This is a genomic window from Sphingomonas sp. P4_G3, assembly GCF_056401105.1.
Map to the genome: position 1 here is coordinate 28,948 of NZ_JBFUJZ010000008.1, position 25,302 is coordinate 54,249.

The 25,302-nt window shown below is 65.6% G+C and carries 22 protein-coding genes and 1 tRNA gene; 11 read left to right on the top strand and 12 right to left on the bottom strand.

All coding sequences use genetic code 11. The features are described 5' to 3' along the window. Positions 1-178: 178 nt before the first annotated feature. The 6 genes from AC1DQQ_RS17200 to AC1DQQ_RS17225 all read right to left on the bottom strand — a co-directional run bounded on the left by AC1DQQ_RS17200 (position 179) and on the right by AC1DQQ_RS17225 (position 7,204). A complete protein-coding gene (locus tag AC1DQQ_RS17200) occupies positions 179-1,186 on the bottom strand; it encodes an aldo/keto reductase (RefSeq protein WP_478046012.1) in 1,008 nt (335 codons plus the stop codon). Continuing rightward, positions 1,183-2,520, bottom strand: a complete 1,338-nt coding sequence (locus AC1DQQ_RS17205) for an MFS transporter (protein ID WP_478046014.1) — start codon at positions 2,518-2,520, stop codon at positions 1,183-1,185. The genes AC1DQQ_RS17200 and AC1DQQ_RS17205 overlap by 4 nt, the downstream gene beginning before the upstream one ends. A 121-nt stretch (positions 2,521-2,641) precedes the next feature. Next, positions 2,642-3,037, bottom strand: a complete 396-nt coding sequence (locus AC1DQQ_RS17210) for a Zn-ribbon domain-containing OB-fold protein (RefSeq protein WP_478046016.1) — start codon at positions 3,035-3,037, stop codon at positions 2,642-2,644. Next, entirely contained in the window at positions 3,037-4,191 is a 1,155-nt protein-coding gene (locus AC1DQQ_RS17215; protein ID WP_478046018.1) for a thiolase domain-containing protein, read from the bottom strand. Before AC1DQQ_RS17215 ends, AC1DQQ_RS17210 begins: the two co-directional genes overlap by 1 nt. Continuing rightward, entirely contained in the window at positions 4,188-5,840 is a 1,653-nt protein-coding gene (locus AC1DQQ_RS17220; protein ID WP_478046020.1) for an AMP-binding protein, read from the bottom strand. Before AC1DQQ_RS17220 ends, AC1DQQ_RS17215 begins: the two co-directional genes overlap by 4 nt. Positions 5,841-6,049: 209 nt before the next feature. Beyond that, the gene (locus AC1DQQ_RS17225) at positions 6,050-7,204 is read right to left on the bottom strand and encodes an acyl-CoA dehydrogenase family protein (RefSeq protein ID WP_478042690.1); all 1,155 of its coding nucleotides are present in this window, start codon (positions 7,202-7,204) and stop codon (positions 6,050-6,052) included. 168 nt (positions 7,205-7,372) lie between these two features. Here AC1DQQ_RS17225 and AC1DQQ_RS17230 point away from each other — a divergent pair, with 168 nt between their 5' ends. From AC1DQQ_RS17230 to AC1DQQ_RS17250, 5 genes are all read left to right on the top strand, one after another. Beyond that, complete coding sequence (locus AC1DQQ_RS17230) at positions 7,373-8,374, top strand: fumarylacetoacetate hydrolase family protein (RefSeq protein ID WP_478046022.1); 1,002 nt, start codon at positions 7,373-7,375, stop codon at positions 8,372-8,374. 285 nt (positions 8,375-8,659) lie between these two features. Then, positions 8,660-9,946, top strand: a complete 1,287-nt coding sequence (locus AC1DQQ_RS17235; RefSeq protein WP_478046024.1) for a thiamine pyrophosphate-dependent enzyme — start codon at positions 8,660-8,662, stop codon at positions 9,944-9,946. 169 nt (positions 9,947-10,115) lie between these two features. Beyond that, complete coding sequence (locus AC1DQQ_RS17240; protein ID WP_478032034.1) at positions 10,116-11,120, top strand: alpha-ketoacid dehydrogenase subunit beta; 1,005 nt, start codon at positions 10,116-10,118, stop codon at positions 11,118-11,120. A 5-nt stretch (positions 11,121-11,125) separates the two neighbouring features. Continuing rightward, the gene (locus tag AC1DQQ_RS17245; protein WP_478042688.1) at positions 11,126-12,490 is read left to right on the top strand and encodes a dihydrolipoamide acetyltransferase family protein; all 1,365 of its coding nucleotides are present in this window, start codon (positions 11,126-11,128) and stop codon (positions 12,488-12,490) included. 101 nt (positions 12,491-12,591) lie between these two features. Next, the gene (locus AC1DQQ_RS17250; protein WP_478046026.1) at positions 12,592-13,428 is read left to right on the top strand and encodes an EF-hand domain-containing protein; all 837 of its coding nucleotides are present in this window, start codon (positions 12,592-12,594) and stop codon (positions 13,426-13,428) included. 18 nt (positions 13,429-13,446) lie between these two features. Here AC1DQQ_RS17250 and AC1DQQ_RS17255 read toward each other — a convergent pair whose 3' ends face one another. Beyond that, entirely contained in the window at positions 13,447-14,421 is a 975-nt protein-coding gene (locus tag AC1DQQ_RS17255) for a hypothetical protein (RefSeq protein WP_478046027.1), read from the bottom strand. A 122-nt stretch (positions 14,422-14,543) separates the two neighbouring features. Here AC1DQQ_RS17255 and dapF point away from each other — a divergent pair, with 122 nt between their 5' ends. Then, positions 14,544-15,503, top strand: a complete 960-nt coding sequence (gene dapF, locus AC1DQQ_RS17260; protein WP_478046028.1) for a diaminopimelate epimerase — start codon at positions 14,544-14,546, stop codon at positions 15,501-15,503. Between the two features lie 18 nt (positions 15,504-15,521). Here dapF and AC1DQQ_RS17265 read toward each other — a convergent pair whose 3' ends face one another. Next, positions 15,522-16,358, bottom strand: coding sequence for a J domain-containing protein (locus tag AC1DQQ_RS17265; RefSeq protein ID WP_478046030.1), 837 nt, complete (start codon positions 16,356-16,358; stop codon positions 15,522-15,524). Between the two features lie 288 nt (positions 16,359-16,646). Here AC1DQQ_RS17265 and AC1DQQ_RS17270 point away from each other — a divergent pair, with 288 nt between their 5' ends. Together AC1DQQ_RS17270 and AC1DQQ_RS17275 are read left to right on the top strand one after the other, a co-directional pair. Then, the gene (locus AC1DQQ_RS17270) at positions 16,647-17,777 is read left to right on the top strand and encodes an OmpA family protein (RefSeq protein ID WP_478031889.1); all 1,131 of its coding nucleotides are present in this window, start codon (positions 16,647-16,649) and stop codon (positions 17,775-17,777) included. A 434-nt stretch (positions 17,778-18,211) separates the two neighbouring features. Continuing rightward, positions 18,212-19,513, top strand: coding sequence for a UDP-glucose dehydrogenase family protein (locus tag AC1DQQ_RS17275; RefSeq protein WP_478031887.1), 1,302 nt, complete (start codon positions 18,212-18,214; stop codon positions 19,511-19,513). A 50-nt stretch (positions 19,514-19,563) separates the two neighbouring features. On the opposite strand, the gene ygfZ is transcribed toward AC1DQQ_RS17275, so the two are convergent. Then, a complete protein-coding gene (ygfZ, locus tag AC1DQQ_RS17280) occupies positions 19,564-20,280 on the bottom strand; it encodes a CAF17-like 4Fe-4S cluster assembly/insertion protein YgfZ (RefSeq protein WP_478031885.1) in 717 nt (238 codons plus the stop codon). Between the two features lie 77 nt (positions 20,281-20,357). Between ygfZ and pyrC the strand changes: the two genes are divergently transcribed. After that, on the top strand, positions 20,358-21,383 hold the full coding sequence (gene pyrC / locus AC1DQQ_RS17285) for a dihydroorotase (RefSeq protein ID WP_478031884.1): 1,026 nt from the start codon (positions 20,358-20,360) through the stop codon (positions 21,381-21,383). A 173-nt stretch (positions 21,384-21,556) separates the two neighbouring features. Here pyrC and AC1DQQ_RS17290 read toward each other — a convergent pair whose 3' ends face one another. Further along, positions 21,557-22,300, bottom strand: a complete 744-nt coding sequence (locus AC1DQQ_RS17290) for a DUF1134 domain-containing protein (protein ID WP_478031883.1) — start codon at positions 22,298-22,300, stop codon at positions 21,557-21,559. Positions 22,301-22,462: 162 nt separating this feature from the next. On the opposite strand from AC1DQQ_RS17290, the gene AC1DQQ_RS17295 reads away from it, so the two are divergent. Together AC1DQQ_RS17295 and AC1DQQ_RS17300 are read left to right on the top strand one after the other, a co-directional pair. Next, a tRNA-Ser gene (locus AC1DQQ_RS17295) sits at positions 22,463-22,552 on the top strand. Positions 22,553-22,721: 169 nt separating this feature from the next. After that, a complete protein-coding gene (locus tag AC1DQQ_RS17300) occupies positions 22,722-24,200 on the top strand; it encodes a tyrosine-type recombinase/integrase (protein WP_478046032.1) in 1,479 nt (492 codons plus the stop codon). On the opposite strand, the gene AC1DQQ_RS17305 is transcribed toward AC1DQQ_RS17300, so the two are convergent. After that, the gene (locus tag AC1DQQ_RS17305) at positions 24,175-24,837 is read right to left on the bottom strand and encodes a hypothetical protein (RefSeq protein ID WP_478046034.1); all 663 of its coding nucleotides are present in this window, start codon (positions 24,835-24,837) and stop codon (positions 24,175-24,177) included. The two genes, AC1DQQ_RS17300 and AC1DQQ_RS17305, sit on opposite strands and share 26 nt — an antisense overlap. Continuing rightward, positions 24,837-25,286: a hypothetical protein gene (locus tag AC1DQQ_RS17310; RefSeq protein ID WP_478046035.1), complete on the bottom strand. Its 450-nt coding sequence runs from the start codon at positions 25,284-25,286 to the stop codon at positions 24,837-24,839. Before AC1DQQ_RS17310 ends, AC1DQQ_RS17305 begins: the two co-directional genes overlap by 1 nt. Positions 25,287-25,302 lie beyond the last annotated feature (16 nt).

Genomic DNA, 25,302 nt, shown 5'->3' on the forward strand with positions numbered 1-25,302 from the left:
TACCGAAGGCGCGATCCCATGCCGGAAGCAGAGCAAAGGCGCGCCAGGGAGAGGTGCGATGCATGGCTTCCACGCGTCGGAGAGCCAGTGCAATTATGGTCTGACGATGCATCTGGTCAGCTTTGCGCTGGCCGGGATCATCTTGGGTGTCGTGCTGCTGATCGGCTAGCCCGATCGCTCAGGCGGCCAGTTCCTCGCCAGGCAGGATCTCGGTATCGATCTGCGCTTGCATCGGCGCGAGATAGCGCGGGCCGCGGATCGTGCCGTCGAACACGGCGTCGACCGCCTTCACCAGATCGTCGGAGACGCTGACCGTCGCGGCGCCGACATTCTCCTCGAGATGCGTGAGGCTGCGCGTGCCGGGAATGGCGACGATATGCGGTCCGCGCGCCAGCACCCAACCAAGCGCGAGCTGCGCCGACGTCATTCCGGCGTCGGCCGCCAGCGCGTCGAACCGTGCGACCACGCCCAGATTGTGCCGCAGATTGTCGCCGAGGAAGCGCGGCATGTGGAGCCGGATGTCGCCCGCTTCATAATTGTCGTCGTGCACGCCCCGCGCCAGCATGCCGCGCGCCACCGGCGAGAAAGCGACAAAGCCGATGCCGAGCTCGCGACAGGTGTCGAGCACGGCGACGTCGGGATTGCGGACCATCGGCGAATATTCGCTCTGCACCGCGGCCACCGGATGGACCGCGTGCGCGCGGCGGATCGTTGCGGTGCCCATTTCCGACAGGCCGATCGTACCGATCTTGCCCGCTTCGACCGCGCGCTTGAGCTCGCCGACCGACTCCTCGACCGGCACCTTCTTGTCGAGCCGGTGGAGGTAATAGAGATCGATATGATCGGTCCCCAGCCGTTCCAACGCCCCGTCTAGCGTGCGGCGGATCGATTCGGGGCGGCCGTCGAGCACGCGCTTGCCGTCGACCGCGTCGAGCACGCATTTCGAGGCCAGCGTGAATTCGGCGCGGCGATGCATCACTGCCTTGCCGACCAGCCGCTCATTGGCGCCCAGGCCGTAAAGCGCCGCGGTATCGAGCAAGGTGACGCCGAGATCGAGCGCGCGGTTGAGCAGCGCCGTCCCCTCTTCATCGCTCGGTCGCGTGCCGTAAGCATGGCTGAGATTCATGCAGCCGAGCCCGATCGCCGAGACGGTGAAGGAGCCGATCTGTCGGGTCGGGAGCGTCATGCCGATTCGCTTTCGGGAAGGAGAAGGTCGTCGCTCACTATCGCCGCGACCTTGCGCTGGCGAGGTTCCCGCACGCGAAAAATCAGCAGCAGGACCGCGAGGCACAGGAACCCGAACGACAGCCACAGCACCGGCGGATAACCGAGCTTCCACGCCATCAGCCCACCGAGCAGCGGGCCGATCGCCGAGATCGTGCCCTCGATCGTGGTCGACAGAGCGAGCCGCATCGCGACATCGGCACGCTCGCCGAATTCGAGCACCATCGTCTGCTGGCTCATCTGATACCCGCAATTGCCAGCGCCGAGGCAACAGAAGGAAGCGAACACCGCCCATGGATGGTGGACCGTCAGCAGCAGCGCGATCCCGCCCGCCCACAGCGCCGCCGCCAGCGTGAAGGTCGATCGATAGCCGGTGCGGTCGCCGAGATGCCCCCAGGCGAGGTTGGAGACGGTATCGGCACCAAGATAGGCCAGCGACAATTCGCCGATAACGATCCCCGACAAGCCGAGTTGGCTACCGGCATAGAGGATGTAGAAGGGCGCGCCGATCCGCGCGCAGACGCAGCACGCTTCGGCCAGGATGAACCAGCGATAGCCGCGATCCTCGAGCAGGGTCGGGAAGGTCTTCACCCGATCGACGAAGCGCATCGGCGAGCGCACCACCGGCGGGATCGGCTCGACCATGCGCAACTGAAGCACGGTCAGCCCCAGGCTGGTCAGCACGAAAGCGAGGAAGAAGGTGGTCGCATAGCCATTGCCGAGCACGTCGTTCTGGATCAGCCAGCGCCCGGCGACATAGGACAAGGCCGCGGCGATCAGCCCGCCGGTGATATTGCGATAAGCCTGCAACCGCCCGCGCCGATGGATCGGAATCACTTTCGACATTAGCATTTGGAAGGCGACGCGCTGGGTGCCGTTGAACGCGCCGAGCAGGAAGAACAGGCCGAGCGTGACGAGCAGCAGCGCCTCGCCGCGCAGGAACCAGCCGGCGAGCGCCAGGCCCAGGATCATGATGCGCATCATCGTGCCGGTGCGGATGGCATAGGGAAGGATGCGCTGCTTGGTTTCGAACCGCGAGGCGGCGAAGATCGGCGAGAGGATCGCGCCGAACTGGAGCAGCGACGTCCCGAGCCCGACCAAGGCGTCGGAGCCGGTCAGGCGGTGGATATAGGTCGGGATGAAGGTCGGTGCGTAGATCAGCCGGAACCCGGTCATGCCGAGCATGCCGTGGATGAAATGCGCAGTGTAGTTGCGGCGGAGATTCGCTTCGACGAATGCGGCGTACTCGGCTTCGCGTTCGGCGAGGGTTTTGGCCTCCGCCCCCTCCGCCGTCATGCCGGGCTCGTCCCGGCATCCACCATGCAGCGAGCGTGGACCTTGAGGGGCGAGGACTCAGCCCGCGGCACAGTGGATCCCGGCACAAGGCCGGGATGACGGAGTAGAGGCGGCACCGGCACTACTCCATATCAGGCGCGAACATCGGGACGGGTGGGCCGCCCTCGGTCGGCGTGAACTGCACCCGCACCCGCTGGCCGATCTTCAACGCATCGTGATCCTCGGTCGCGATGTTGGTCAGCACCGCCGGTCCTTCGTCCAGCGTCACCCACGCCAGCGTGTACGGCGCGCCGGCCCCGCGCCGCATGGTCGACAGCGAATAGATCGCACCTTTCCCCGCACTCTCCACCCAGCGGCTTTCCGCCAGGCAGAACGGACACAAAGCACGCGGATAATAATGCGGTTGGCCGCAGCCGTCGCACTGGCCGATCAGCAGCTTCCCTTGCGCCGCGGCGTCGAAGAAGCGCTGGTTCTCGACATTGGGCTGGGGCGCGGGGATCTTGCGGGGCTCGCTCATCATTGCCGCTCCAGAATTAGCGTGGCGGCGCCATGCCGCGCACCGAGCGCACCGCCGATGCCGGTGGCAACGGCGAGACCGCAATCGGGCACCTGCACCGCCGGATGCGCTTCGCCGCGCAGTTGGCGTACCGCCTCGATCACCTTGGTGATGCCGCCGCGATTGGTCGGGTGGTTGTTGCACAAGCCGCCGCCATCGGTGTTGAACGGCAATCTGCCGCTGCCCGAGATCAGGTTGCCGTCGGCGACGAAACGGCCGCCTTCGCCTTTCTTGCAGAAACCCAGATCCTCGAGCTGGATCAGCACGGTGATGGTGAAGCTGTCGTAGATCGAGGCATATTGGATGTCGGCCGGCGTCACGCCTGCTTCGGCAAACGCTGCCGGCCCCGACACCGCCGCCGCGGACGTCGTGAGGTCGAGGTTCATCCCGCCGCGCGGGCCCTTCACATGTTCGCCCGCGCCGCGCACCGCGACCAGCGGTCGCTTGAGCGACTTCGCCACCTCGGGCGACACCACCAGCAAGGCGCCACCGCCGTCCGATACCACGCAGCAATCGAGCCGGTGGAGCGGGTCCGAGATCATCGGCGAATTGACCACATCCTCGACCGTGACGACGTCGCGCAGCATCGCATGCGGATTATGTTGCGCGTGGGTGCTGGCGGCGACCTTGATCCAGGCAAGCTGTTCCGACGTGGTGCCGTACTCGTGCATGTGGCGCGCCGCGCACATGCCGTAGCTATTGTGGGTCGATTGTCCGACCCAGCCTTCGAACGGCGCTTCGGGGGCATTGCCCAGCTGACGCCCGAACGGCTCCGATCTCGGGCGCCCGGCGAGCGTGATCAATGCAACCGAGCATTTGCCCGCCGCGATCGCCTGCGCGGCATGGCTGACATGGAGGATGTAGGACGAGCCGCCGGTTTCGGTCGAATCGACATGGCGGACGTCGAGGCCGAGATAATCGACCATCGACATGCCGCCAAAACCCGGCGCGTCGCCCGCGCAGAAATAGCCGTCGATATCTTTGAGGCTGAGCCCGGCATCGGCGAGCGCCCCGGTAGTGCATTCGGCGTGGAGCTGCGGCGTCGACTTGTCCGGCGCCAGGCGTGTGGGATGTTCGTACGCGCCGGAAATATAGGCTTTGTTCCTGATGCTCACGCCGCCCCCTGTATCTCGCCCGATGTTGTCCCAAATGCCGCCAGCGCGCGCTCCTTGACCGCCTTGTAATCGAGCTTGCCGTTGGGCGCGCGGGCCACGCTGTCGACCACCAGCACATGGCGCGGAGCCTTGTAGATCGCGAGTTGCCCCTTCACATGGTCGCGCAACTCGCCCTCGTCGGCCGCTGCGCCCGAATGCGGCTCGACCAATGCGACGATGCGCTCGCCGAAGCGGATATCGGGCACGCCGGTCACCGCCGCGTCGCGCACCGCCGGGTGGCGTTTCAACGCTTCCTCGACTTCCTCAGGGAAAACCTTCTCGCCGCCGGTATTGATGCATTGCGAGCCGCGGCCGAGGATCCGGACAATGCCATCGGCATCGACCGTCGCCCAGTCGCCCGGCATCGACCAGCGCTTGCCTTCATAGGTCGGGAAGGTCGATTCGGTCTTGGCCGGGTCCTTGTAATAGCCGAGCGGGATATGTCCGCCGACCGCGAGCCGGCCGCTTTCGCCCGAGCCCGGCTCGATCCGCCGTCCATCTTCGGTGAAGATCGCGCAATCAGGGCCGAGCGCGAAGCTCGCCGTGGCGATCTCGCCGCTGGCGTTGGTGGTGGAGATGCCCATGCCGAACGCCTCGGACGAAGAATAGCTATCCATCAGTTGGACCTGGAGAATGTGGCGGATCAGCCCGAGCTTGTTCTCGCGGTTCCACATCGCGCCCGATGAGCCGATCACGAACACCGATGACAGGTCCCAACGGCCCGGATTGGCGTCGAGCGCTTCGAGCAACGGTTGGGCGAAGGGCTGGCCGACGATCGTGATCCGCGTCGCGCGCCACTGTTCGACCGAATCCCACATCGCCTCGGGATCGAACTTGCCATGGGGCAGCAGGATCACCGTGCCGCCAAAGCCGAGCGCGCCGAACGCGGCGATCAGCCCGGTCGCGTGCATCAGTGGCGGCGCGATCAGCGAGCGCGGCTTGATCGGCGTGACGAGTGCGCGCGGCCCGGCATCCTCGGGTCGGTCGAGCGGCGGGATGCCGAGCAGGGGATTCGCACCGTAGCCACCCTTGGCGAACAGGTCGCCTTGCCGCCACATCACCGCTTTGGGCATGCCGGTGGTGCCGCCGGTGAAGATCAGCAGCAGATCCTCGTCATGGCGTCCCCAAGGTGCGACGACCGGACACTGGTCCGGAACGGCGGCGGCGAGGGTGGCGAAATCCTGCGCCCAATCGGGCACCGCCTCACCGGCGCGCGCGACGGCGATCCAGCTCTTCACGCCTGGCATCTGTCCGCGCACGCGGTCGAGCAACGGCGCGAACCCCGCCTCGAACACCACCGCCTCGGCATCGCCATTGTCGAGCAGATAGCGGACCTCCTCGGGCCCGTAGCGGTAATTGACGTTGAACGGCGCCAGCCCTGCCTTGAACGCGGCGAAGCAGGCGATGAGATATTCGGGGCAATTGGTCGTGTAGACCGCGACCTTCGACTGATGCGTCAGCCCGGCGGCAAGGAAGTGCGCGGCGAGCGCATCGGCGGCGGTATCGAATGCGGCGAAGCTAACGACGCGGTCGCCCTGGACGATCGCGGGCTCGTCGGGGATCGCCGCGGCAACCGCTTCCCAGACATTGGCATAGGTCCAAGCGGTCACTGCTCGGAACCTCGGGTACGGAAGGCTGGCATCCGACTCTCCCAGTTACCGCGCTTCTTTCCTGACGCTACGGCTTCTTGGGAATGCGATTGGAAGATCGGGTATGGAGCGTCAAGGGGGCAGGGCGAAATAATCGCCGTTCCTGTCGAAGCGGGAATTTCGGCAAAGCCGAGGTGCGGCTCGTAACCCTCGGAGCGCGGACGGTCGCTTTACAGCGATCGCCCGATCAGCTCCTTCATGATCTCGTTGGTCCCGCCATAGATGCGCGACACCCGCGCCGCGCGCCACATCCGCGCGATCGGATATTCGTTCATATAGCCCGCACCGCCATGCAGCTGGAGGCACTTGTCCATGACCTCCCATTGCAGCTCGGTGTGCCAGAGTTTGGCCGCCGCGCCTTCGGTCGGAGTCAGTTCGCCCTTGAGATGCCGCTGGATCGCCCAATCGAGATGCGCCCAGCCGACCTGGAGCTTGGCCTTGAGGTCGGCGAGCACGAACCGCGTATTCTGGAAATCGAACACCATCCCGGCGAACGCCTTGCGCGTCTTGGTGAACTCGACCGTTTCGTCGAACGCCTTTTGCGCCGATGCCTGCGTCCCGATCGCGATCGACAGCCGTTCCTGCGGCAGCTGGCTCATCAGGTAGATGAAGCCCTTGCCTTCCTCGCCCAGGCAATTGGTCATCGGCACGCGCACATCCTCGAAGAACAACTCGGAGGTGTCGGCGGCGTCCTGGCCGATCTTGTCGAGCTTGCGCCCGCGCTTGAAGCCTTCGCGATCGGCCTCGATCAGGATGATCGACATGCCTTTATAGGCCGGCTGGATGTCCGGATCGGTTTTGGCGACGACCAATACCAGGTCGGCATTCTGGCCGTTGGTGATGTAGGTCTTGCTGCCGTTGACGACATAATGGTTGCCGTCCTTCTTGGCCGAGGTGCGGATCGCCTGGAGATCGCTGCCGGTGCCCGGCTCGGTCATCGCGATCGCGGTGATCGTCTCGCCCGACACGAGGCGCGGCAGCCACTGCGCCTTCTGCTCCTCCGAACCATAAGCTTCGAGATAGCCGCACACGATGTCGGATTGCAGCGAGAAGCCGGCGGGAACGCCGATATAGGACATCTCCTCATCGACGATCGCGTTATAGCCGAAATCGAGTCCCAGCCCGCCATAAGCCTCGGGAACGGTCGGGCACAGCATCCCGATCTCGCCGGCCTTGCGCCAGAAGGCCTTCGGGACCAGCCGGTTCTGCTCCCACTCGTTGACGTGCGGCACGCCTTCCTTCTGCAGGAAAGAACGGACGGTCTGGCGGAACGCCTCATGATCCTCGTTATAGGCGAAGCGGCCGGGCACCGAATCCGGGGTCATGATACGTCCTCTCCTGCAACCTTTTGGGCAAGGTGCGGGCAGTTTACGCGGGCGTCAACCGTCGCCGTTCGTGTCGAACGACGCCGAGACACCGTTGAGGGGAGCAAAGGCTTCTCGACTTCGCTCGAAGCGAACGGGTAAGGATGGGCAAAGTTTTCAGGAGAGCGCATGAAACTCGCCAGCCTCAAGCACGGCCGTGACGGCAAACTGGTCGTCGTGTCGACCGACCTCGCCTGGTATGCCGATGCCGGGCATATCGCGCCGACCTTGCAAGCCGCGCTCGACGATTGGGATCGGCTATCGCCCGATCTGCAGAATCTTCAGACTGACCTCGATCACGAAGTCATCCCGCGCCAGCGCTTCCACGAGCACGACGCTGCCTCGCCGCTGCCGCGCGCCTACCAATGGGCGGACGGCTCGGCCTATGTGAACCATGTTGCATTGGTTCGACAGGCACGAAACGCCGAGATGCCGGAGACCTTCTGGCACGATCCCTTGATGTACCAGGGCGGTTCGGACGGTTTTCTCGGCCCGCGCGATCCGATCCCGCTCGCCGACGAAGCCTGGGGCTGCGACCTCGAGGCCGAGGTCGTGGTGGTGACCGGCGACGTGCCACTGGGCGCCACGCGCGACCAGGCGCTCGACGCGATCCTGCTGGTCGGGCTGACCAACGACGTGTCACTGCGTAACCTCATCCCGGGCGAACTCGCCAAGGGCTTCGGCTTCTTCCAGTCGAAACCGGCCAGCGCTTTCTCCCCGGTGTTCGTCACGCCCGATTCGCTCGGCGATTGGTGGCAGGACGGCAAGCTCCATCGCAAATTGATGGTCGACCTCAACGGCCAGCCCTTCGGCAGTGCCGAGGCGGGCGAGGACATGACGTTCGATTTCGGTACCCTGGTCGCGCACGCCGCCAAGACGCGGCGCCTCGGGGCGGGGACGATCATCGGGTCGGGTACCGTCTCCAACCGCGACGCGGATGGCGGTCCGGGCAAACCGATCGCCGATGGCGGGGTCGGTTATTCGTGCCTAGCCGAGGTGCGCACCGTCGAGACGATACAGACCGGCGCGGCCAAAACGCCGTTCCTCAAGAAAGGCGATACCGTCCGCATCTGGGCAGAGGATGACCGCCATCATCCGATCTTCGGGGTGATCGAACAGACGGTGGAATAACTCCGTCACCCGAGCGAGATTCCGTCGCCCCAGCGAAATTCCCGTCACCCCAGCGAAAGCTGGGGTCTCCAGCCTCATCGCGCCACCGCTTGAGACCCCAGCTTTCGCTGGGGTGACGGTAGTTTGTACTAGTGACGAGCATCTAATCCGCTCGGCACAGCTTGGTCGCCGAGCGGACCATCGACCCGCGCCACGCAAGACTCGCCAAGTCCGTTGAAATTTTATAACAACGCGCCAAAGGCCGCGCCCGAGCGTTGCGGCTGGTGAGTCGAACCTGGAGAGAGCATGGCCAGCGATCATCCGCGCGCCAATTTGAAGCCCCTGTCGCTGCACGTGCCGGAACCCAAATTCCGCCCCGGCGACACGGTCGATTTCGGCGAAGTCGACGTGCCTCCCGCGGGATCGGTGCGGCGGCCTGATACCGCCGACAAGGCGCAGGATTTCACCGACCTCGCCTACACCATGGTCCGCGTGCTCGATGAGGATAATCGCGCGGTCGGTCCCTGGGACCCCAAGCTTTCGCCCGACGCGCTGCGCCGCATGCTCCGCAACATGGCATTGGTCCGCGCGTTCGACGAGCGCATGTTCCGCGCCCAGCGCCAGGGCAAGACCAGCTTCTACATGAAGAGCTTGGGCGAGGAAGCGGTGTCGATCGGCGCCGCCGCGGCGCTCGCCGATGACGACATGTGCTTCCCGAGCTACCGCCAACAGGGCATCCTGATCTCGCGCGGTTGTCCGCTGGTCGACATGATGAACCAGATCTATTCGAACAATGGCGACAAGCTGCAGGGCAAGCAGCTGCCGATCATGTATTCGGAGCGGCGGTTCAGCTTCTTCTCGATCTCCGGCAATCTCACCACGCAATATCCGCAAGCGGTCGGCTGGGCGATGGCCTCGGCGTCGCGCGGCGACACGCGGATCGCCTCGACCTGGTGCGGCGAAGGGTCGACCGCGGAAGGCGACTTCCACTCGGCGCTGACCTTCGCGACGGTCTATCGCGCGCCGGTCATCTTCAACGTCGTCAACAACCAATGGGCGATCAGCTCGTTCTCGGGATTCGCCGGGGCGGAAGCGACCACCTTCGCCGCGCGCGCGATCGGCTATGGCATTGCCGGCCTGCGCGTCGACGGCAACGATGCGCTCGCGGTCTATGCCGCGATGTCCTGGGCAGCGGAGCGCGCGCGGACCAACCAGGGCCCGACCTTGATCGAGCATTTCACCTATCGTGCCGAAGGCCATTCGACCTCGGACGACCCGACGCAATATCGCTCGGCAGGCGAGCCGACGGCCTGGCCGCTCGGCGATCCCGTCACGCGGCTCAAGGACCATCTCATCGCGATCGGCGAATGGGACGAGGAGCGCCATGTCGCGCAGGACAAGGAGCTCGCCGAAATGGTGCGCGACGCGCAAAAGGAGGCCGAGAAGAACGGCATCCTCGGCCACGGCCTGCACCAGCCGCTCGATACCTTGTTCGACGGCGTGTTCGAGGAAATGCCATGGCATCTGCGCGAGCAGCAGCAGCAGATGATGAGCGAAGAAGAAGCATCGGGGCGGCCATGGGCACGCAAGTGATCTGCTTCAGCAGCAACGCCGTCATCCCTGCGAAAGCAGGGATCTCGTGCGGCATGCGCACGCTCTATTTTCACGAGACCCCAGCGTTCGCTGGGGTGACGGAGTTGGTCTGGTGAGCGACGTCATCGAAACCGAAGCGGGCGCGGCCGATACCGGCACCACCTCGCGCATGAACATGATCCAGGCGATCAACTCGGCGCTCGACGTGATGATGGCGCGCGACCCCAGCGTGATCGTGATGGGCGAGGATGTCGGCTATTTCGGCGGCGTGTTCCGCGCCACCGCCGGGCTGCAGAAGAAGCACGGCAAGACACGCGTGTTCGACACGCCGATCACCGAATGTGGCATCATCGGCGTCGCGGTCGGGATGGGCGCTTATGGCCTGCGCCCGGTGCCGGAGATCCAGTTCGCCGACTATATCTATCCCGCGCTCGACCAGCTCGTGTCGGAAGCGGCGCGGCTGCGCTATCGCTCGGCGGGCGAGTTCATCGCGCCGATGACGATCCGCTCGCCTTATGGCGGTGGCATCTTCGGTGGGCAGACGCACTCGCAATCGCCCGAGGGCATCTTCACCCACGTCTCGGGCGTGAAGACGGTGATCCCGGCGACGCCGTACGACGCCAAGGGCCTGCTGATCGCGGCGATCGAGGACAATGATCCGACGATCTTCTTCGAGCCCAAGCGTATCTATAACGGCCCGTTCAACGGCCATTGGGATCGTCCGGCGGAGAATTGGTCGAAACATCCCGGCGGCGAGGTGCCCGAAGGCTATTACAAGGTGCCGCTGGGCAAGGCGAACGTCGTCCGCGCTGGCGAGGCGCTGACTATCCTCTGCTACGGCACGATGGTCCATGTTTGCCGGGCCGTGATCGAGGAAGCCGGCGTGGACGCCGAGATTCTCGATCTGCGCACGCTGGTCCCGCTCGACATCGAGGCGATCGAGGAGTCGGTCAAGAAGACCGGCCGCTGCATGATCGTCCACGAAGCGACGCGCACCTCGGGCTTCGGCGCCGAATTGTCGGCGCTGGTCCAGGAACGTTGTTTCTATCATCTCGAGGCACCGATCGAACGCGTCACCGGGTTCGACACGCCTTACCCCCACAGCCTCGAATGGGCCTATTTTCCCGGCCCCGTCCGTATCGGACAGGCGCTCAAAAAGATCATGAAGGACTGATCCGAATGGCCCGGTTTGAATTTCGCTTGCCCGACATCGGTGAAGGCATCGCAGAAGCCGAGATCGTCGCCTGGCACGTCAAGGTCGGCGATGCGGTCGAGGAAGACCAGCAGCTCGCCGACATGATGACCGACAAGGCGACGGTCGAGATGGAGAGCCCGGTCTCGGGGACCGTCGTGTCCTTGGCGGGCGAGGTCGGGGATCAGATCCCGATCGGCTCGACGCTGGTGGTGATCGAGACCGTGGGGGAGGCCAGTGCCCAGCCCGAGACAAAGGCCGAGGAAGTCGCGGAAGAGATCGAGGCGGAGACGCCGGGTCTTGCGGATGCTGAGGGCGAGACGCCGGCCTACGAAACCGAATCTCCCTCTCCCCTTGTGGGAGGGGGAAGGGGCCCGCTCGCGTCAGCGAGTGGGAAGGGTGAGGGGGACTCCGCGTCCGTCTCGCCCAGCACTCCCCCTCACCCTTCCGCCGCCTCCGGCGGCTCCCTCCCTCTCCCACAAGGGGAGAGGGAGAAGGTCCTCGCCACCCCCGCGGTCCGCCAGCGCGCCAAAGACCTCGGCGTCGACCTTTCCCAGGTAAAAACCGACGGCGACCGCATCCGCCACGCCGATCTCGACGCCTTCCTGCGCTACGGCTCGGGCCAGGGCTATCATGCCCCGCACGCGAGCCGCGCGCGCGAGGACGAGGTGATCAAGGTCATCGGCATGCGCCGCCGCATTGCCGAGAACATGCAGGCGGCCAAGCGCAACATCCCGCATTTCACGTATGTCGACGAGATCGACGTGACCGCGCTCGAGGACATGCGCGCCGACCTCAACGCCAATCGCGGGGGGCGGCCCAAGCTCACCATGCTGCCGTTCCTGATCGTCGCCATTTGCCGCACCCTACCCGATTTCCCGATGCTCAATGCGCGCTACGACGACGAAGCCGGCGTGGTGACGCGCTCGGGCCGGGTCCATCTCGGCATGGCGACGCAAACCGATGCCGGGCTCACCGTTCCCGTCATCCGCGATGCGCAGGACAGGAACGTGTGGCAGCTCGCGACCGAGATCACGCGGCTGGCCGAGGCCGCGCGCGCCAACAAGCTCAAGCCTGACGAAATGGGCGGCGGCACGATCACCGTGACCTCGCTCGGGCCGTTGGGCGGCATCGCGACGACGCCGGTGATCAACCGACCCGAAGTGGCGATCATCGGTCCCAACAAGATCGTCGAGCGCCCGGTATTCCGTGGCGACGACATCGTCCGCGCCAAGCTGATGAACCTGTCGATCAGCTGCGACCACCGTGTCGTCGATGGCTGGGATGCGGCGAGCTACGTCCAGGCGGTGCGCAAATATCTCGAGACGCCGGTCCTGCTGTTTGCCGACTGACCAGCTGCGCCGGCGCCGGCGCGGCCGTTGCGGCCCGACATAGTTGTGCGACAAAGCGCGCCTAGCGTCCCGCCCTTGAGGGTCGGGGCGGAGTATCGGCGATGGGTTTCTGGTTGGGATTGATGTTGATGGCGGGCGGGCAGGCGGTGCCACCGATACCGCCTTTGGCCGGTAAGCTGCCGGACGACGACAAGCCTGCCGCCGCCCCGCAGGACCGCCCGCGCGGCCGGCTGTTCATCAGCCCGATGGGCGAGCCGTTTCGCGGCCCCGATCCTGTGGGAATGTGGTTCGACGGCGCCGACACCAATCATGACGGCGTGGTGACGCTCGCCGAGTTCACCGCCGACGCGGACCGCTTCTTCCTGCGGCTCGATCGCGGGCATGACGGCGAGATCGATCCCGACGATATCGACTATTACGAGACCGTGCTCGCCCCCGAAATCCGTACCGGCGGTGAAGGCGGCATGGCCGCCGGCCGGCCGAGCGGCGGTGCGCGTCGCGGCGGCGGTGGCGGCCGACATGGCGGTGGTGGTGGGGGTGGAGGCCGCGGCGGCGGTCGCATGGGCGGTGGCGGTGGTGGCGGCGACGCCCAATCGAGCAGCAGCGACGCGCAGCCACGTTATTCCGACGTCAAACGCGGCGCGGCGCGCTTCTCGTTCTTCGATTATCCCGAGCCGGTCACCGTTGCCGACACCAATTTCAACCGTGGGGTCGATCCCAAGGAGTTCCGTGACGCCGCGGCGGATCGCTTCGCGATGCTCGACACCAAGCATGACGGCAAACTCACCCGCGCCGAACTTCCCAAATTGAGCGCGCCGGCGGCGGGCCAGTTCGGCGGCAAGGGCAAGCGGAGAGGCGGCAGAGGTTGGTCGCGCGGCGACGCCACCGGCAACGGCTCGCCCCCGGCGGACAAGGATGGCGGCGACTCCGCGCCCTGAGGCGCCGAAGGGCGCCGGTCAGAAGCGCGACCGGCTGTCGAGCAATCCGGTCTCGGTCATCTTGCGGCGCGCGTTGGCGACCAATGCGGTTTGCTCCCTGACCGCATCGTTCCAATCGGTGATCGTTCGGTTGAACGTGCCGACATCGCCCTGATTGTAGAACATGAACTGGCCGCCGACCGCTTTCCAGCGATGCGTCGCGAGGAACGTGCACAACCGGCCGCCGATCTCGAGTTGCTGGCGCTGCAATTCGCTCGACCGGCGCGAATTGGCCAGATTGCTGTCCAGTCCCTTGTCGAACGCCTTGATCAACTCGCGCCGGGTCGCCTCGTCCTTGACGATCTCGCCCAGCCGCGTGTGGACCCGCGCGATCGCCGCGGTCACGCGGCGATCCGACTGGTCGATTTTCGGTTCGACCCGAACAAATCTCGCGCAATCCTTGAGCATCGCCGGCGTGTTGCTGACCATATAGGCGTCGTGCAGCCGATCCATGCCCATCACCTGGAACATCGCCTCGCGCTGGTGCCGTTCGGAGGTCATGTCGCGGAGGAAATCGAACATCGTCCGCGTGATCGGGCCGACCGCCATGCCCGGTGGCAGGCGGGGCTCGCCGGTCTCGTCGATACGGATTCGCCGGACGTTGGCGGCGTCCATCCGCAGCGCGATCGTGTCAAAGGCGATCGCGGCGGCAACGGTGAGCAGGGCGATGCCCCATAGGACCGCCGCTACGCCGATTTTCCAGCCCGTCGTGGCGTGGCGGAGCGTCAGGAACCAGGCGCCGCCCCAGACCAGTGCCGCCAATATCGTCGCTACCGCGAGCGCGCCCGCGCTATGCGTCGATAGGTCGACCGGCGACAGGTTGATCGCGACGATCGCGATCAGCAGGATCGCGCCGGCCCCCGCCAGCATGGCGATCCACGGACGGCCATCGGATTGCTCGAGTGCGGCTTCCCATTCGTCGAGACCTTCGTCTCGCCATGTCGACGATATCATGCGCGGCCCCCGCTTTCCCCGCCGGCAACATGTCGTGCGCCGTGTCGCGCGGCAAGGGGTGAATGCGCCATGCCGGCACGCGATGGTTTGAACCGCGCGCGAGACGGCGCTACAGCGCGGCGATGCGGTTCGCGTTCGTCAAATGCCATGGTTCGGGCAACGATTTCCCGATGATCGATGCGCGTGCCATCGAATTGCCCGACGCTGCCTGGGCCCAGGTCGCTCGCGCGCTGGCCGATCGGCGCGGGCCGGTCGGCGGCGACGGCTTGCTGCTGCTGACCGCGGGCGATGCGCGGCACGATTTCGGCTTCCGCATGTTCAACAGCGACGGGTCGGAGGCTGAGACTTGTCTCAACGGGCTGCGCTGCGTCGCCCGCGCCGGGTTCGATGCGCTGGGGATCGACCATGCGCACGTCCATCTCAAGACCTCGGTCGTCGAGGTGACGCGCGATCCCGATCTTGCGCCGGGCGTGGTGACGGTTCGCGAACTGGCCGGTCCGGCATCGCTCGATATCGTCGACTGGCCGATGACGATCGACCGGCAACAGAATGTCCAGATGGCGATTCCCGGATTGCCCAGCGATCGGCCGTTCACCGCGGTCTCGATTCCCAACCCGCATCTGATCGCGTTCGTCGACGCGGTCGATGAGCAGGAACTCGTGGCGGTCGGTCAGCTGTGCGAATCGGCGCCCGACTGGCTGCCCAACCGCGCCAATGTCAGCTTCGTCGAAACGCGTCCCGGCGGCCTGTTCGTCCGCACGTTCGAACGCGGTGTCGGGCTGACCGACAGTTGCGGCAGCGCGATGGCGGCCTCGACCTTCGCCGCCTGCCTGACCGAACGCGCGCGCTTCGATACCGAAATCACCGTCTGGAACGCGGGCGGGTTGATCAGGGCCTGTGCCGATCCCGACGGCATGGTCCGGCTATCGGGCAATGCCACTTACGAATGGGAAGGGTCGGCCGACGTCGATCTCGACCGCGCTTTGGCCGGCGAGCTCATCGTGACGCGGCATTTCAACGACGAGATCGCGGCCTGGGCGGGGGTAGCGGACCAGGCGATCGCGGCACCTCGACCGGCCTGATCGCGGGCCGGCTACGGGTTACTGCCGCTTGGGGAACGAGGCTGTTCGGTGAAGCTGGGCGCGGATTTGCCCAAGGCGCGTCGTCGCGGCCGTGGCTGGGATGCCGAGCCGGACGTAGCGCGCCGCCGATGCTGTCGTATCGCGCCCGGCGGCCATGTCGAAGGCAGCGCAGAAATCGTCCGATTCCCACCGTGCCAGGCTGGCCGCGCGCTGGGCGCAGCCGCGGCTATAAGCAGCGATTCCTTGCTGGCCGTCGCGGCGGACGACGCGGCTATATTGGCGGACGGCAAGGCGGATGGTCGCGTGGTCGATCTGCGGCGCGGCGACCGGGGTCGGCGGCGATGTCGCTGCCGACGTCGGGATAGCCGGACTCGCGGCAGCGCTGCCGGCCCCGAATCCGGCGGGCGTGAGCAGGCGCCGCACCTGGCGGAAACTCGACCGCGCGAAGCTCGCGGCCGACCCGCTATCGCCCCCCGGCAGCATCGCCGCGACCTGTCCGGGCACGCCGGGCAGAGTGATCGCGACCGCCGGCAACCCGACAAAGGCGAGGATCAGCACCAGCGTGGTGCCGGCTCCGCGGCGCGGCGGCATCGGATAGGGCGACGCCCAGCCGGGTCGCGTCTCGTCATCGGGCGGTGCCGCGCGTTGCAGGTCATAGGCGATACGGCGGTTGTTATTGCCCAATACCGCCCAGGCCGCGTTGAACGCGCGGGTACGGTCGTCGGCGTCGGGCACGCCATGCGCGGTATCGGGATGGTATTTGCGCAACAGCGCCTTCCACGCGGCGCGGATCACGGCGTGGTCCGCGTCGGGCGTTACGCCGAGCATCGCGTAATAATCGGGCGCTGCCGCCATCGCCAATATTTGCGCCCAAAAGGCGAACTCGGCAAGCGTGGGATGCGCGATCCTGGCCGGGCTGATCGCGCTGTTGGCGCCGTCCGTCGCAGGCGGTTGGCGGACGATGGTCGCACCGCTCTTTCCGCCGTGCCGCCAAGCGGGCGGGAAACCCGAAACCGACGGAAAACCGGGTAAAAGTGTTGCTCCGCCGCCACAGCGGATCAGCTTTGTTTCGCTTGCGTGGAAACGAACCTTTGGGTAGGGAGTTTGCGCTGTCCGTAGTGACAACCGTGAAAGGGGATACAGATGCGCAAGCTTGCCATTGCCGTGGCGCTCGCTTCAACCGCACTTGCGACGCCCGCGCTTGCGCGCGATAAGGCGTGGTATGTTGGCGTCGAAGGCGGCGCGATGATTGTCGAAGACATTCACTTCGACATCGGTGCGGCGCCAGACGCCATGAAGATCGACCATAACTACGGTTATGACGTCGGTGGCCAGGTCGGTTACGACTTCGGTATGTTCCGCGTCGAAACCGAAGTTTCGTACAAGTCCGCCAATGTCGACGCGATCAGCTCGAGCCTTCGCATTCCGGCGTATAACAGCGCTGGCGCTCTGGTTCAGTCGAACGCCGGCAGCTATAGCTATGCCGGGGGCAAGACCACCGCGTTGAGCTTCATGCTGAACGGCATGCTCGACTTCGGCGACGATGATGGCCTGCAGGGCTTCGTCGGCGGCGGTGTCGGTGTCGCTCGCGTCAAGGCCGACAAGTACGCGCTCAACACCTACGGCTCGTTCCTGAACGATTCGGACACGGTGTTCGCGTGGCAGGCGATTGCGGGTATCCGTGCGCCGATCACCAACCATATCGACGCGTCGCTGAAGTATCGCTTCTTCAACGCCGAGAACGTCAAGCTGGTCGACGTGACCGGCCGGACGCTGGACGGACGCTTCCGTACGCACAGCATCCTGGGCGGCTTCACCTACAACTTCGGCGAACCGCCGGCGCCGCCTCCGCCGCCGCCGCCTCCGCCTCCGCCTCCTCCGCCGCCGGAACCGCCGGCGCCGCCGCCTCCGCCGGCCGTGGTCTGCTCGCCGGGACCGTTCATCGTGTTCTTCGAGTGGGACAAGTCGGATATCACGCCGGAAGCGGCGTCGATCCTCGACAACGCGATCAGCCAGTACGCGAACTGCGGCAATGCCCAGGTCATGCTGGCGGGTCACGCGGACCGTTCGGGTTCGGCCAAGTACAATGTCGGCCTCTCGCAGCGTCGTGCCGACGCGGTGAAGGCTTACATGGTCGCCCATTCGGTTCCGGATGGTGTCATCAGCGAGCAGGCGTTCGGCGAGAGCCGTCCGCGTGTCGAGACCGCCGATGGCGTCCGCGAGGTCCAGAACCGTCGCGTGGAGATCACCTACGGCCCGTCTTCGGGTCAGTAAGTCTCCAACGACTGAAAGATTTGGGGAGGTCGGTTCGCCGGCCTCCCTTTTTCTTTGCGTGTGAGCGGAAGGGAATAGCGCAGCTATTTCCACCAGCGAACACGCACGGCCGGCGGGCGTGAGGCGCCCGACCGACGACGCGGCTTTGCCGCGGCGGTTTTCCCGAGCTTAGCCCTCTCCCGTTTAGGGGAGAGGGTTGGGTGAGGGTCTTCTTACTTCTCCTGGCCCGACACTCGCCTTGAAGAAGTAAGAAGACCCTCACCCTCCCACCGCTTCGCGGCGGGCCCCTCCCTCTCCCGCACGCGGGAGAGGGGGCGACGGTTCACGGCTCAGGCTGGCTCACACAGGGATGGCAAAACCCCCTACTTGCGATAGAGCACGCGGGTCACGATCTGGCGGGTCGCCGGACATGCCGTCTGCACCGAGGGACTAGAATGAAAATCACGATGATCGGATCGGGCTATGTCGGCCTGGTGTCGGGAGCCTGCTTTTCCGATTTCGGCCACGACGTGGTCTGCGTCGACAAGGATGCGGCCAAGATCGAGGCGCTCCAGGGCGGTCGCATGCCGATCTACGAACCCGGTCTCGACCAGCTCGTCGCGACCAACGTCGCCGCCGGGCGCCTGACCTTCACCACCGATCTCGCCACCGCGGTCGCGGGCGCCGATGCCATTTTCATCGCGGTGGGCACGCCGTCGCGCCGCGGTGACGGCCATGCCGACCTGACCTATGTGTTCGAGGCGACCAAGGAGATCGCCGCGGCGGTCACCGGGCCCACCGTCGTCGTCACCAAGTCGACCGTGCCGGTCGGCACCGGCGACCGCGTCGAGGAGATTCTGCGCGAAGAACGCCCCGATATCGACATCGCAGTCGTTTCCAATCCCGAATTCCTGCGCGAGGGCGCCGCGATCGGCGACTTCAAGCGGCCCGACCGTATCGTCATCGGCAGCGAGGATGCGCGCGCCCGCGAAGTGATGCGCGAAGTGTATCGCCCGCTCTATCTCAACGAGAGCCCGATCCTGTTCGTCAGCCGCCGCACCTCGGAACTGATCAAATACGCCGCCAATGCCTTCCTCGCGACCAAGATCACCTTCATCAACGAGATCGCCGATTTGTGCGAAGCGGTTGGCGCCAACGTCCAGGACGTGTCACGCGGGATCGGGCTCGACAATCGCATCGGCGCCAAGTTCCTCCATGCCGGACCCGGCTATGGCGGCTCGTGCTTCCCCAAGGACACGCTGGCGCTGCTCAAGACCGCCGAGGATCACGAGAGCCCGGTCCACATCGTCGAGGCGGTGGTGAAGGTCAATGACAGCCGCAAGCGCGCGATGGGCCGCAAGGTACTCCACGCGCTGGGCGACGAGCCCCGCGGCAAGTCGGTCGCGGTGCTGGGGCTGACGTTCAAGCCGAACACCGACGACATGCGCGACGCGCCCAGCCTGGCGGTGGTGCAGAGCCTGCAGGACGCCGGCGTGACGGTGCGCGCGTTCGATCCCGAAGGGATGGAGGCGGCCAAGGCGATGATGCCCGGCGTCATCTTCTGCAAAGATGCCTATGAGGCCGCGACCGGCGCCGACGCGGTAACGATCGTGACCGAATGGGACACGTTCCGCGCGCTCGATCTGCGGCGGCTGGCAAGCGTGATGACCGCGCCCGTGATGGTCGATCTGCGCAACGTCTATCGGCCGGATGACGTTCGCAAACTTGGCTTCGCTTATTCCTCGGTCGGGCGCTGACGATCAGGCGGCGGTTATCTCCCCTCCCGCAAGCGGGAGGGGAATAAGCGTCAGATCAGCGCCGTCGCCAGCCACGGTGCGACGATCGCATCGCCCAGGGCCTCGACCCGGCGTAGTTCGACCATCAGGCCGAGATCGGGATAGACCGCGCGCGTCCGGTCGCCCGCGGGCGCGATCGGCGCGACCACCAGCCGCCGGTTGACCTTGGCGCGATAATGCATCCGCGCGGTATTCTCCTGCCCGACATAACAGCCCTTGGCGAAGCTCACGCCGTTGAGTTCGCTGGCATTCGCCTCCAGCCACAAGGTCTTGTCCTGGCCAAGCTCGGCGACCCCCTCCGTCACGCCGAGCGACAGGCGGTGCGCGCGCCATCCTTGCGCCGGCTCGCTTGGCATGCCCAGCCAACGCCGACCCAGTTCCGGCAAGCGCGGGTCGGGCACGCCCAACGCGCTGTCCCGCGCCCAATGCACTGCGCCCGCGACGCGTTCGATCGTGATCGGCCGTCGCAGCCGGTACATCATCAGCCGCCGCGCCAACGCGTCGGCCTCGGCCGCCTCGCAATCGATCAGCACCGAATCGCCGTCCGCCCAGAGCAGGAAGTCGAACAGCGCCTTGCCTTGCGGGGTCAGTAGCCCCGACCAGCGCGGCGCAGCGGGGTCGAGCGTCAGCACGTCCTGCGTCACCAGCCCTTGCAGGAAATCGCGGACGTCGTCGCCGGCCAGGCGGATCAGTGCGCGGTCGTCCAGCATGGTTCCAGTGTCGCTCATGGTGCCAAACTAGTGCGCGCCCGCCCGAATCCAAGCCATGCTGGCGGATCGCGGCGCACGATTGTAGGGCGATTGTCATGACCGATCGCCTGACCATCCGCCGCCCCGACGACTGGCATGTCCATCTGCGCGACGGCGCGATGCTGGAGGCGGTCGTCGCGCACACCGCGCGCCAGTTCGCGCGCGCCATCGTGATGCCCAACCTCACGCCGCCGGTCACCAACGTCGCCGCGGCCGAAGCTTATCGCACGCGCATCCGCGCCGCCTTGCCCGCCGGCAGCGACTTCACGCCGCTGATGACCTGCTATCTGACCGACGGTGCCGACCCTGCCGAGATTGAGCGCGGGCATGAAGCGGGCGCGTTCACCGCGTGCAAGCTCTACCCCGCGCACGCCACGACCAATTCCGCGCATGGCGTCACCGACATCCGCGCATTGGGCGCGGTGCTCGAAACGATGCAGCGGATCGGCATGCCGCTGCTGATCCACGGCGAGGTCACCGACCGCGATGTCGACATTTTCGACCGCGAGGCGGTGTTCATCGATCGCACGCTGGCGCCGCTGGTGCGCGACTTCCCCGCGCTCAAGATCGTGCTCGAGCACATCACCACCGCCGAAGCCGCTGAATTCGTGGCCGACGCCGGTCCGCTGGTCGCCGCGACGATCACGCCGCAACACCTCCACCTCAACCGCAACGCTTTGTTCGACGGCGGGCTGAGGCCGCATGCTTATTGCCTGCCAGTGATCAAGCGCGAGCGCCATCGTCTCGCGGTGCGTGCGGCGGCGGTGTCGGGTTCGCCCAAATTCTTCCTCGGTACCGACAGCGCGCCGCATGCGGTCGAGCGCAAGGAAATGGATTGCGGCTGTGCCGGCATCTTCAACGCGCCGTTCGCGCTCGAAAGCTATGCCGCGGTGTTCGAGGAAGAAGGCGCGCTCGACAAATTCGAGGGCTTTGCCTCGGAACATGGCCCGCGCTTTTATGGACTGCCGCTCAACGAGGGGACGGTGACGCTGGAGCGCGTGGCGACCGAGGTGCCGGCGCGCGTCGCGGGGCTGGTGTCGTTCCATGCCGGTGAGACGCTGGAGTGGCGGTTAGTGGTATAGCTCCGGAATACCCTCTCCCGCTTGCGGGAGAGGGAGGGGCCCGCGAAGCGGGAGGGTGAGGGTCTTCTTCAACTTGCGACGCGGGCAGAGCCCGCGTCGTCGGTCGGCGCTGTGCGCCGCCGGCCGGGCCGATGCGAGTCAGCGGGCGAGGGCGCCCGCTGCCGCATTCGGCCTTAAAACGGCATCCACTTCGATTTGTGGGTGAATTTCATATAGCCGGCATTGACCCCGGCGCGCCAGCCGACGCCCAAGCGGATCGGGATCAGCACGATGTTGCCGCGCCGGAGATAGGTCGCCGAGAATCCGCCGACGAAATAGAGTCGTCCTTCGCCGCTCGGGAAGCGCTTGTAGAGATCCTCGGTGTCGTAGAGATTGTACACCAACACGAACACCTTGGTGGCGTCGCCGCCGACATCGAACCCGACCGATGGGCCGGTCCAATAGATCTTCTGGTCGCCCGCCACCTTGTGGCTGAGCGTGCCCGAGCCGTAGCGCAGTCCGACGACGAACGCGCCCGATGCCTCGCGCCCGGCGATATAGGCGTTGGGCCGCCCCTGATTCTTCAGAGTCTTCTCGATGATCCCGGCCAGACCCTTGGCGCCCTTGCCGAATACGCCTTCAGCCGCGTCGAGCACGTCGTCGTCGCCATAAGTCGGGCCGGTGGTCGGCGGGATCGGCGGCGGGGCAGTGGTGGTGGTCGCGGTCTCGTCCTGCGGCGGCGGCGCCTCGTCATAGGCCGGCACGCTCGGATTGGCGGGCGGCGGCGTGTACGGCGCGGGCTGTGGCGGTGGCGGCGGCGATCGTTGCAGGTCGCCATCGATCGCCTTGTTGGGATCGATCGTGGTCATCTGCGCGGCGACCGGCCCGGTGATCGTCAGCATCGCCAACGACAGAATAGTCAATAAACGGCGCATCATCGCCCCCAACCCCAACCCATACATGCCATACGCTAAGCCCGGCGGAGATTGCCCGGCAATGAACGCAGCGGCGATCCGAGTCTATTCCGCGCCCGACCGAGTCGAAACCCCCGGTTGATCACCTAGGGGACGCTCGCTATAGGCCCGCATTCTGCCGCAACCGGAGACGTGGGTGAGTGGCTGAAACCAACGCTTTGCTAAAGCGTCATACGGGAAACCGTATCGAGGGTTCGAATCCCTCCGTCTCCGCCAAGGGCGCGTTCGCAGCGTTCCTTATTCGTTCACTTTCCCCTCGTAGAGCAACCCCATCGGGGGTATGATCCGGGGGTCGGTGTTCACATTTGTTCGCACGCGTTCACCGACCGACATGGTAGCTCGCATGGTATGAAGACCCGGCGGGCATGGTATCTTGGAGGGAACGGTGCTCACCGACGCAAAGGTCAAGGCCGCGAAGGCCCAGGCGAAAGATTACAAGCTCACCGACTCGGGCCAGCTTTATCTGGTCGTGACGACGGCCGGCGGAAAAATCTGGCGCATGAATTACACGTTCGGGAAGAACGCCAAGGGCAAACCGGCGCAGAAAACCTTGACGTTCGGCGCCTATCCGGCCGTTAGCTTGGTCGACGCGCGCGGCCGGCGCGACGAGGCCAAGAAGCTCCTGACCGAGGGACGCGACCCCGCCGTCGAGCGGCGCGTCGCGGCGACCGTCAAGGCGAAGGCTGACGCCAACACCTTCCAACTCGTCGCCGAGCAGTGGTTCACCCTCAAGAGTGGCTGGTCGGTCCCGAAATTCCGCGCCTGGAAAAAGGCGCACAAGGGCAAGTGGAACGCGCGCGACGCGGGCAACTGGATCGACCGCCCGAACGCGGGCTGGTCGACCGTCCATGCCGGCGACGTGCTGCAATCCCTCGACCGCGACGTGTTCCCGAAGATCGGCAATCTCCCGATCGCCAGCATCGAGAGCCCGAAGGTGCTTGAAGTGCTCAACGCGATCGTCAACCGCGGCTCGATCGAGACTGCGCACCGCGTCGGCCAGCGCGTCTCCGACATTTACATCTATGCGATTCCGGCGGGCCTCGCGAAGTCGAACCCGGCGAACGATATGACCAAGGCGCTCCCGAAGGTGCCGCGATCGAAGAAACAGCCGTCGATTATCGACGGAATCCGCGACCTCGACGACCAGATCGCGGCGGTCCGCAAGCTGCTCGCCGACTGCGACGCCCAGCGCTGCCGGGCCCAGACCAAGCTCGCGCTTCGCCTGCTGATGCTGACGGCGGTTCGCCCGAACGAAATTCAGAACGCCGCCTGGACGGAAGTCGAGGATCTCGACGGCGACGCGCCGCTCTGGCGCATCCCGGCGGCGCGCATGAAGGGCGACGAGGACCGCAAGGCCGAGGAAGAGGGCGACCATCTTGTTCCGCTGTCCCCGGCGGCGGTGGCTGTCCTGCGCGTGCTGCGGCCCCTGACCGGTCATCTGCCGGTGATGTTCCCGAGCGAGCGCCACATTCACCGGCCGATCTCGGAGAACACGCTGCGCGCGCTGCTGATCCGCGCCGGCTATTTCCAGCGTCACGTGCCGCACGGTTGCCGCGCGGCCTTCTCCACCATCATGAACGAGCGCGCCGATCGCGAGTGGCGCGCGCACGGTGGCCAAGGTCTATCGCCCGACCGCGCGATCATTGACCTGATGCTGGCGCACGTCCCGTCGAACAAGGTCGAGGGCGCCTATAACCGAGCGGCCTATATGATGCGGCGCCGCGAGCTGGCGATCGAGTGGGCGGTCCTGATCACGGTTGATCTGTGCGAGCCGGCGGAGCATTTGGGCAAACCGATGCGGCATGCCGACAAGTCGCCGAAGCCGCGGGGACCGCGCGTTATTGAGCAGCCGCTCGCTGCTTGATCGCCGCCTCGATCAGATCGCGCATCTTGTCCTGCCCGATTTTCGAGTGCTCGCCGTCGTAAGTGTTTGGAGAACCGTTCCAGAAACTGCCCTGCCCGACAATCGCGAATGAACCCTCGAAGAAGCGGCACACCAGGGTTGCGGTGTCCGGTAGAGACACCTCGTCGCCGTCCTCGTCCCGTTCGCAATATCCTGCGTCCCACACCGCTCGCTCGCGGTAATCGCCGGGGCTAAGCTCAACTAGTTCTTCTTGGCCGCCCTTGATTTTATGATCATAGGTTCCGCTCTGCTTGAGCTTCTTCGTTTCGATGAACACGAACGATTGCTCAGGAGCATCGTCGAAATAGTGGAGCGTCAGCTTGCGCGGCCTGAGGACGTATCGAACCCGATCCTCCACCGAGAGCGCTAGCGTTCCGCGCTCGGTGCCGGTGTCGGCCGCGATCATCGATTGGCCGCCGCCAGTCGGCAGATAGACATGGTGTTGCTGTTTCACGAGTAGGGGTTCGAGCACCGAGACCATATCGTCGAGACCGGTCCATTCCGAACGCACGGCTGGGGTGGGGCCGAGCACCGACCGGACCGACGCAACCCACGCTTTGCGTTGTTCGACCAACCAATCTTCGTGCTTGTCGGCCATCACCTGCCCCCCTTTTTCATCGTTTCTTGCCACTCTTCGAGGGAGTTCCAGCGGCAATCGGCAGGACGAACGACCGTGCCGTCATGCATCTCCATGTCAAAGTTGCTTCCGATCGAACCGTCGTTGATGCCGTCGGCTGTGACCGGATAAAACAGGCCCTCCGTCGTGTAGGCCCAGCCCACAACCGCCGTCCCGAAGAACGAATTATCCCCATCGTCCCAATGGAGCAGGCGAGTGCCGGGCAACGCCGGAATCATTTGCACCGCACGCTCTTTCAAACTGTCCAGTTCGAAAGTCGTGATCTCGGCGGTATCACCACCTTTAAGGTGCACTTGGTGTACCTTGCCCTTGTTGCCCAATGGTTGGAATGTGACCTCCCTTGGGGCACCGATCCGTTCTATCGCGCTGACGGGATAAAGACTTCCGTCGAGTGCTGTGAAGAAATGCATGACTTCCGGTCCTCCG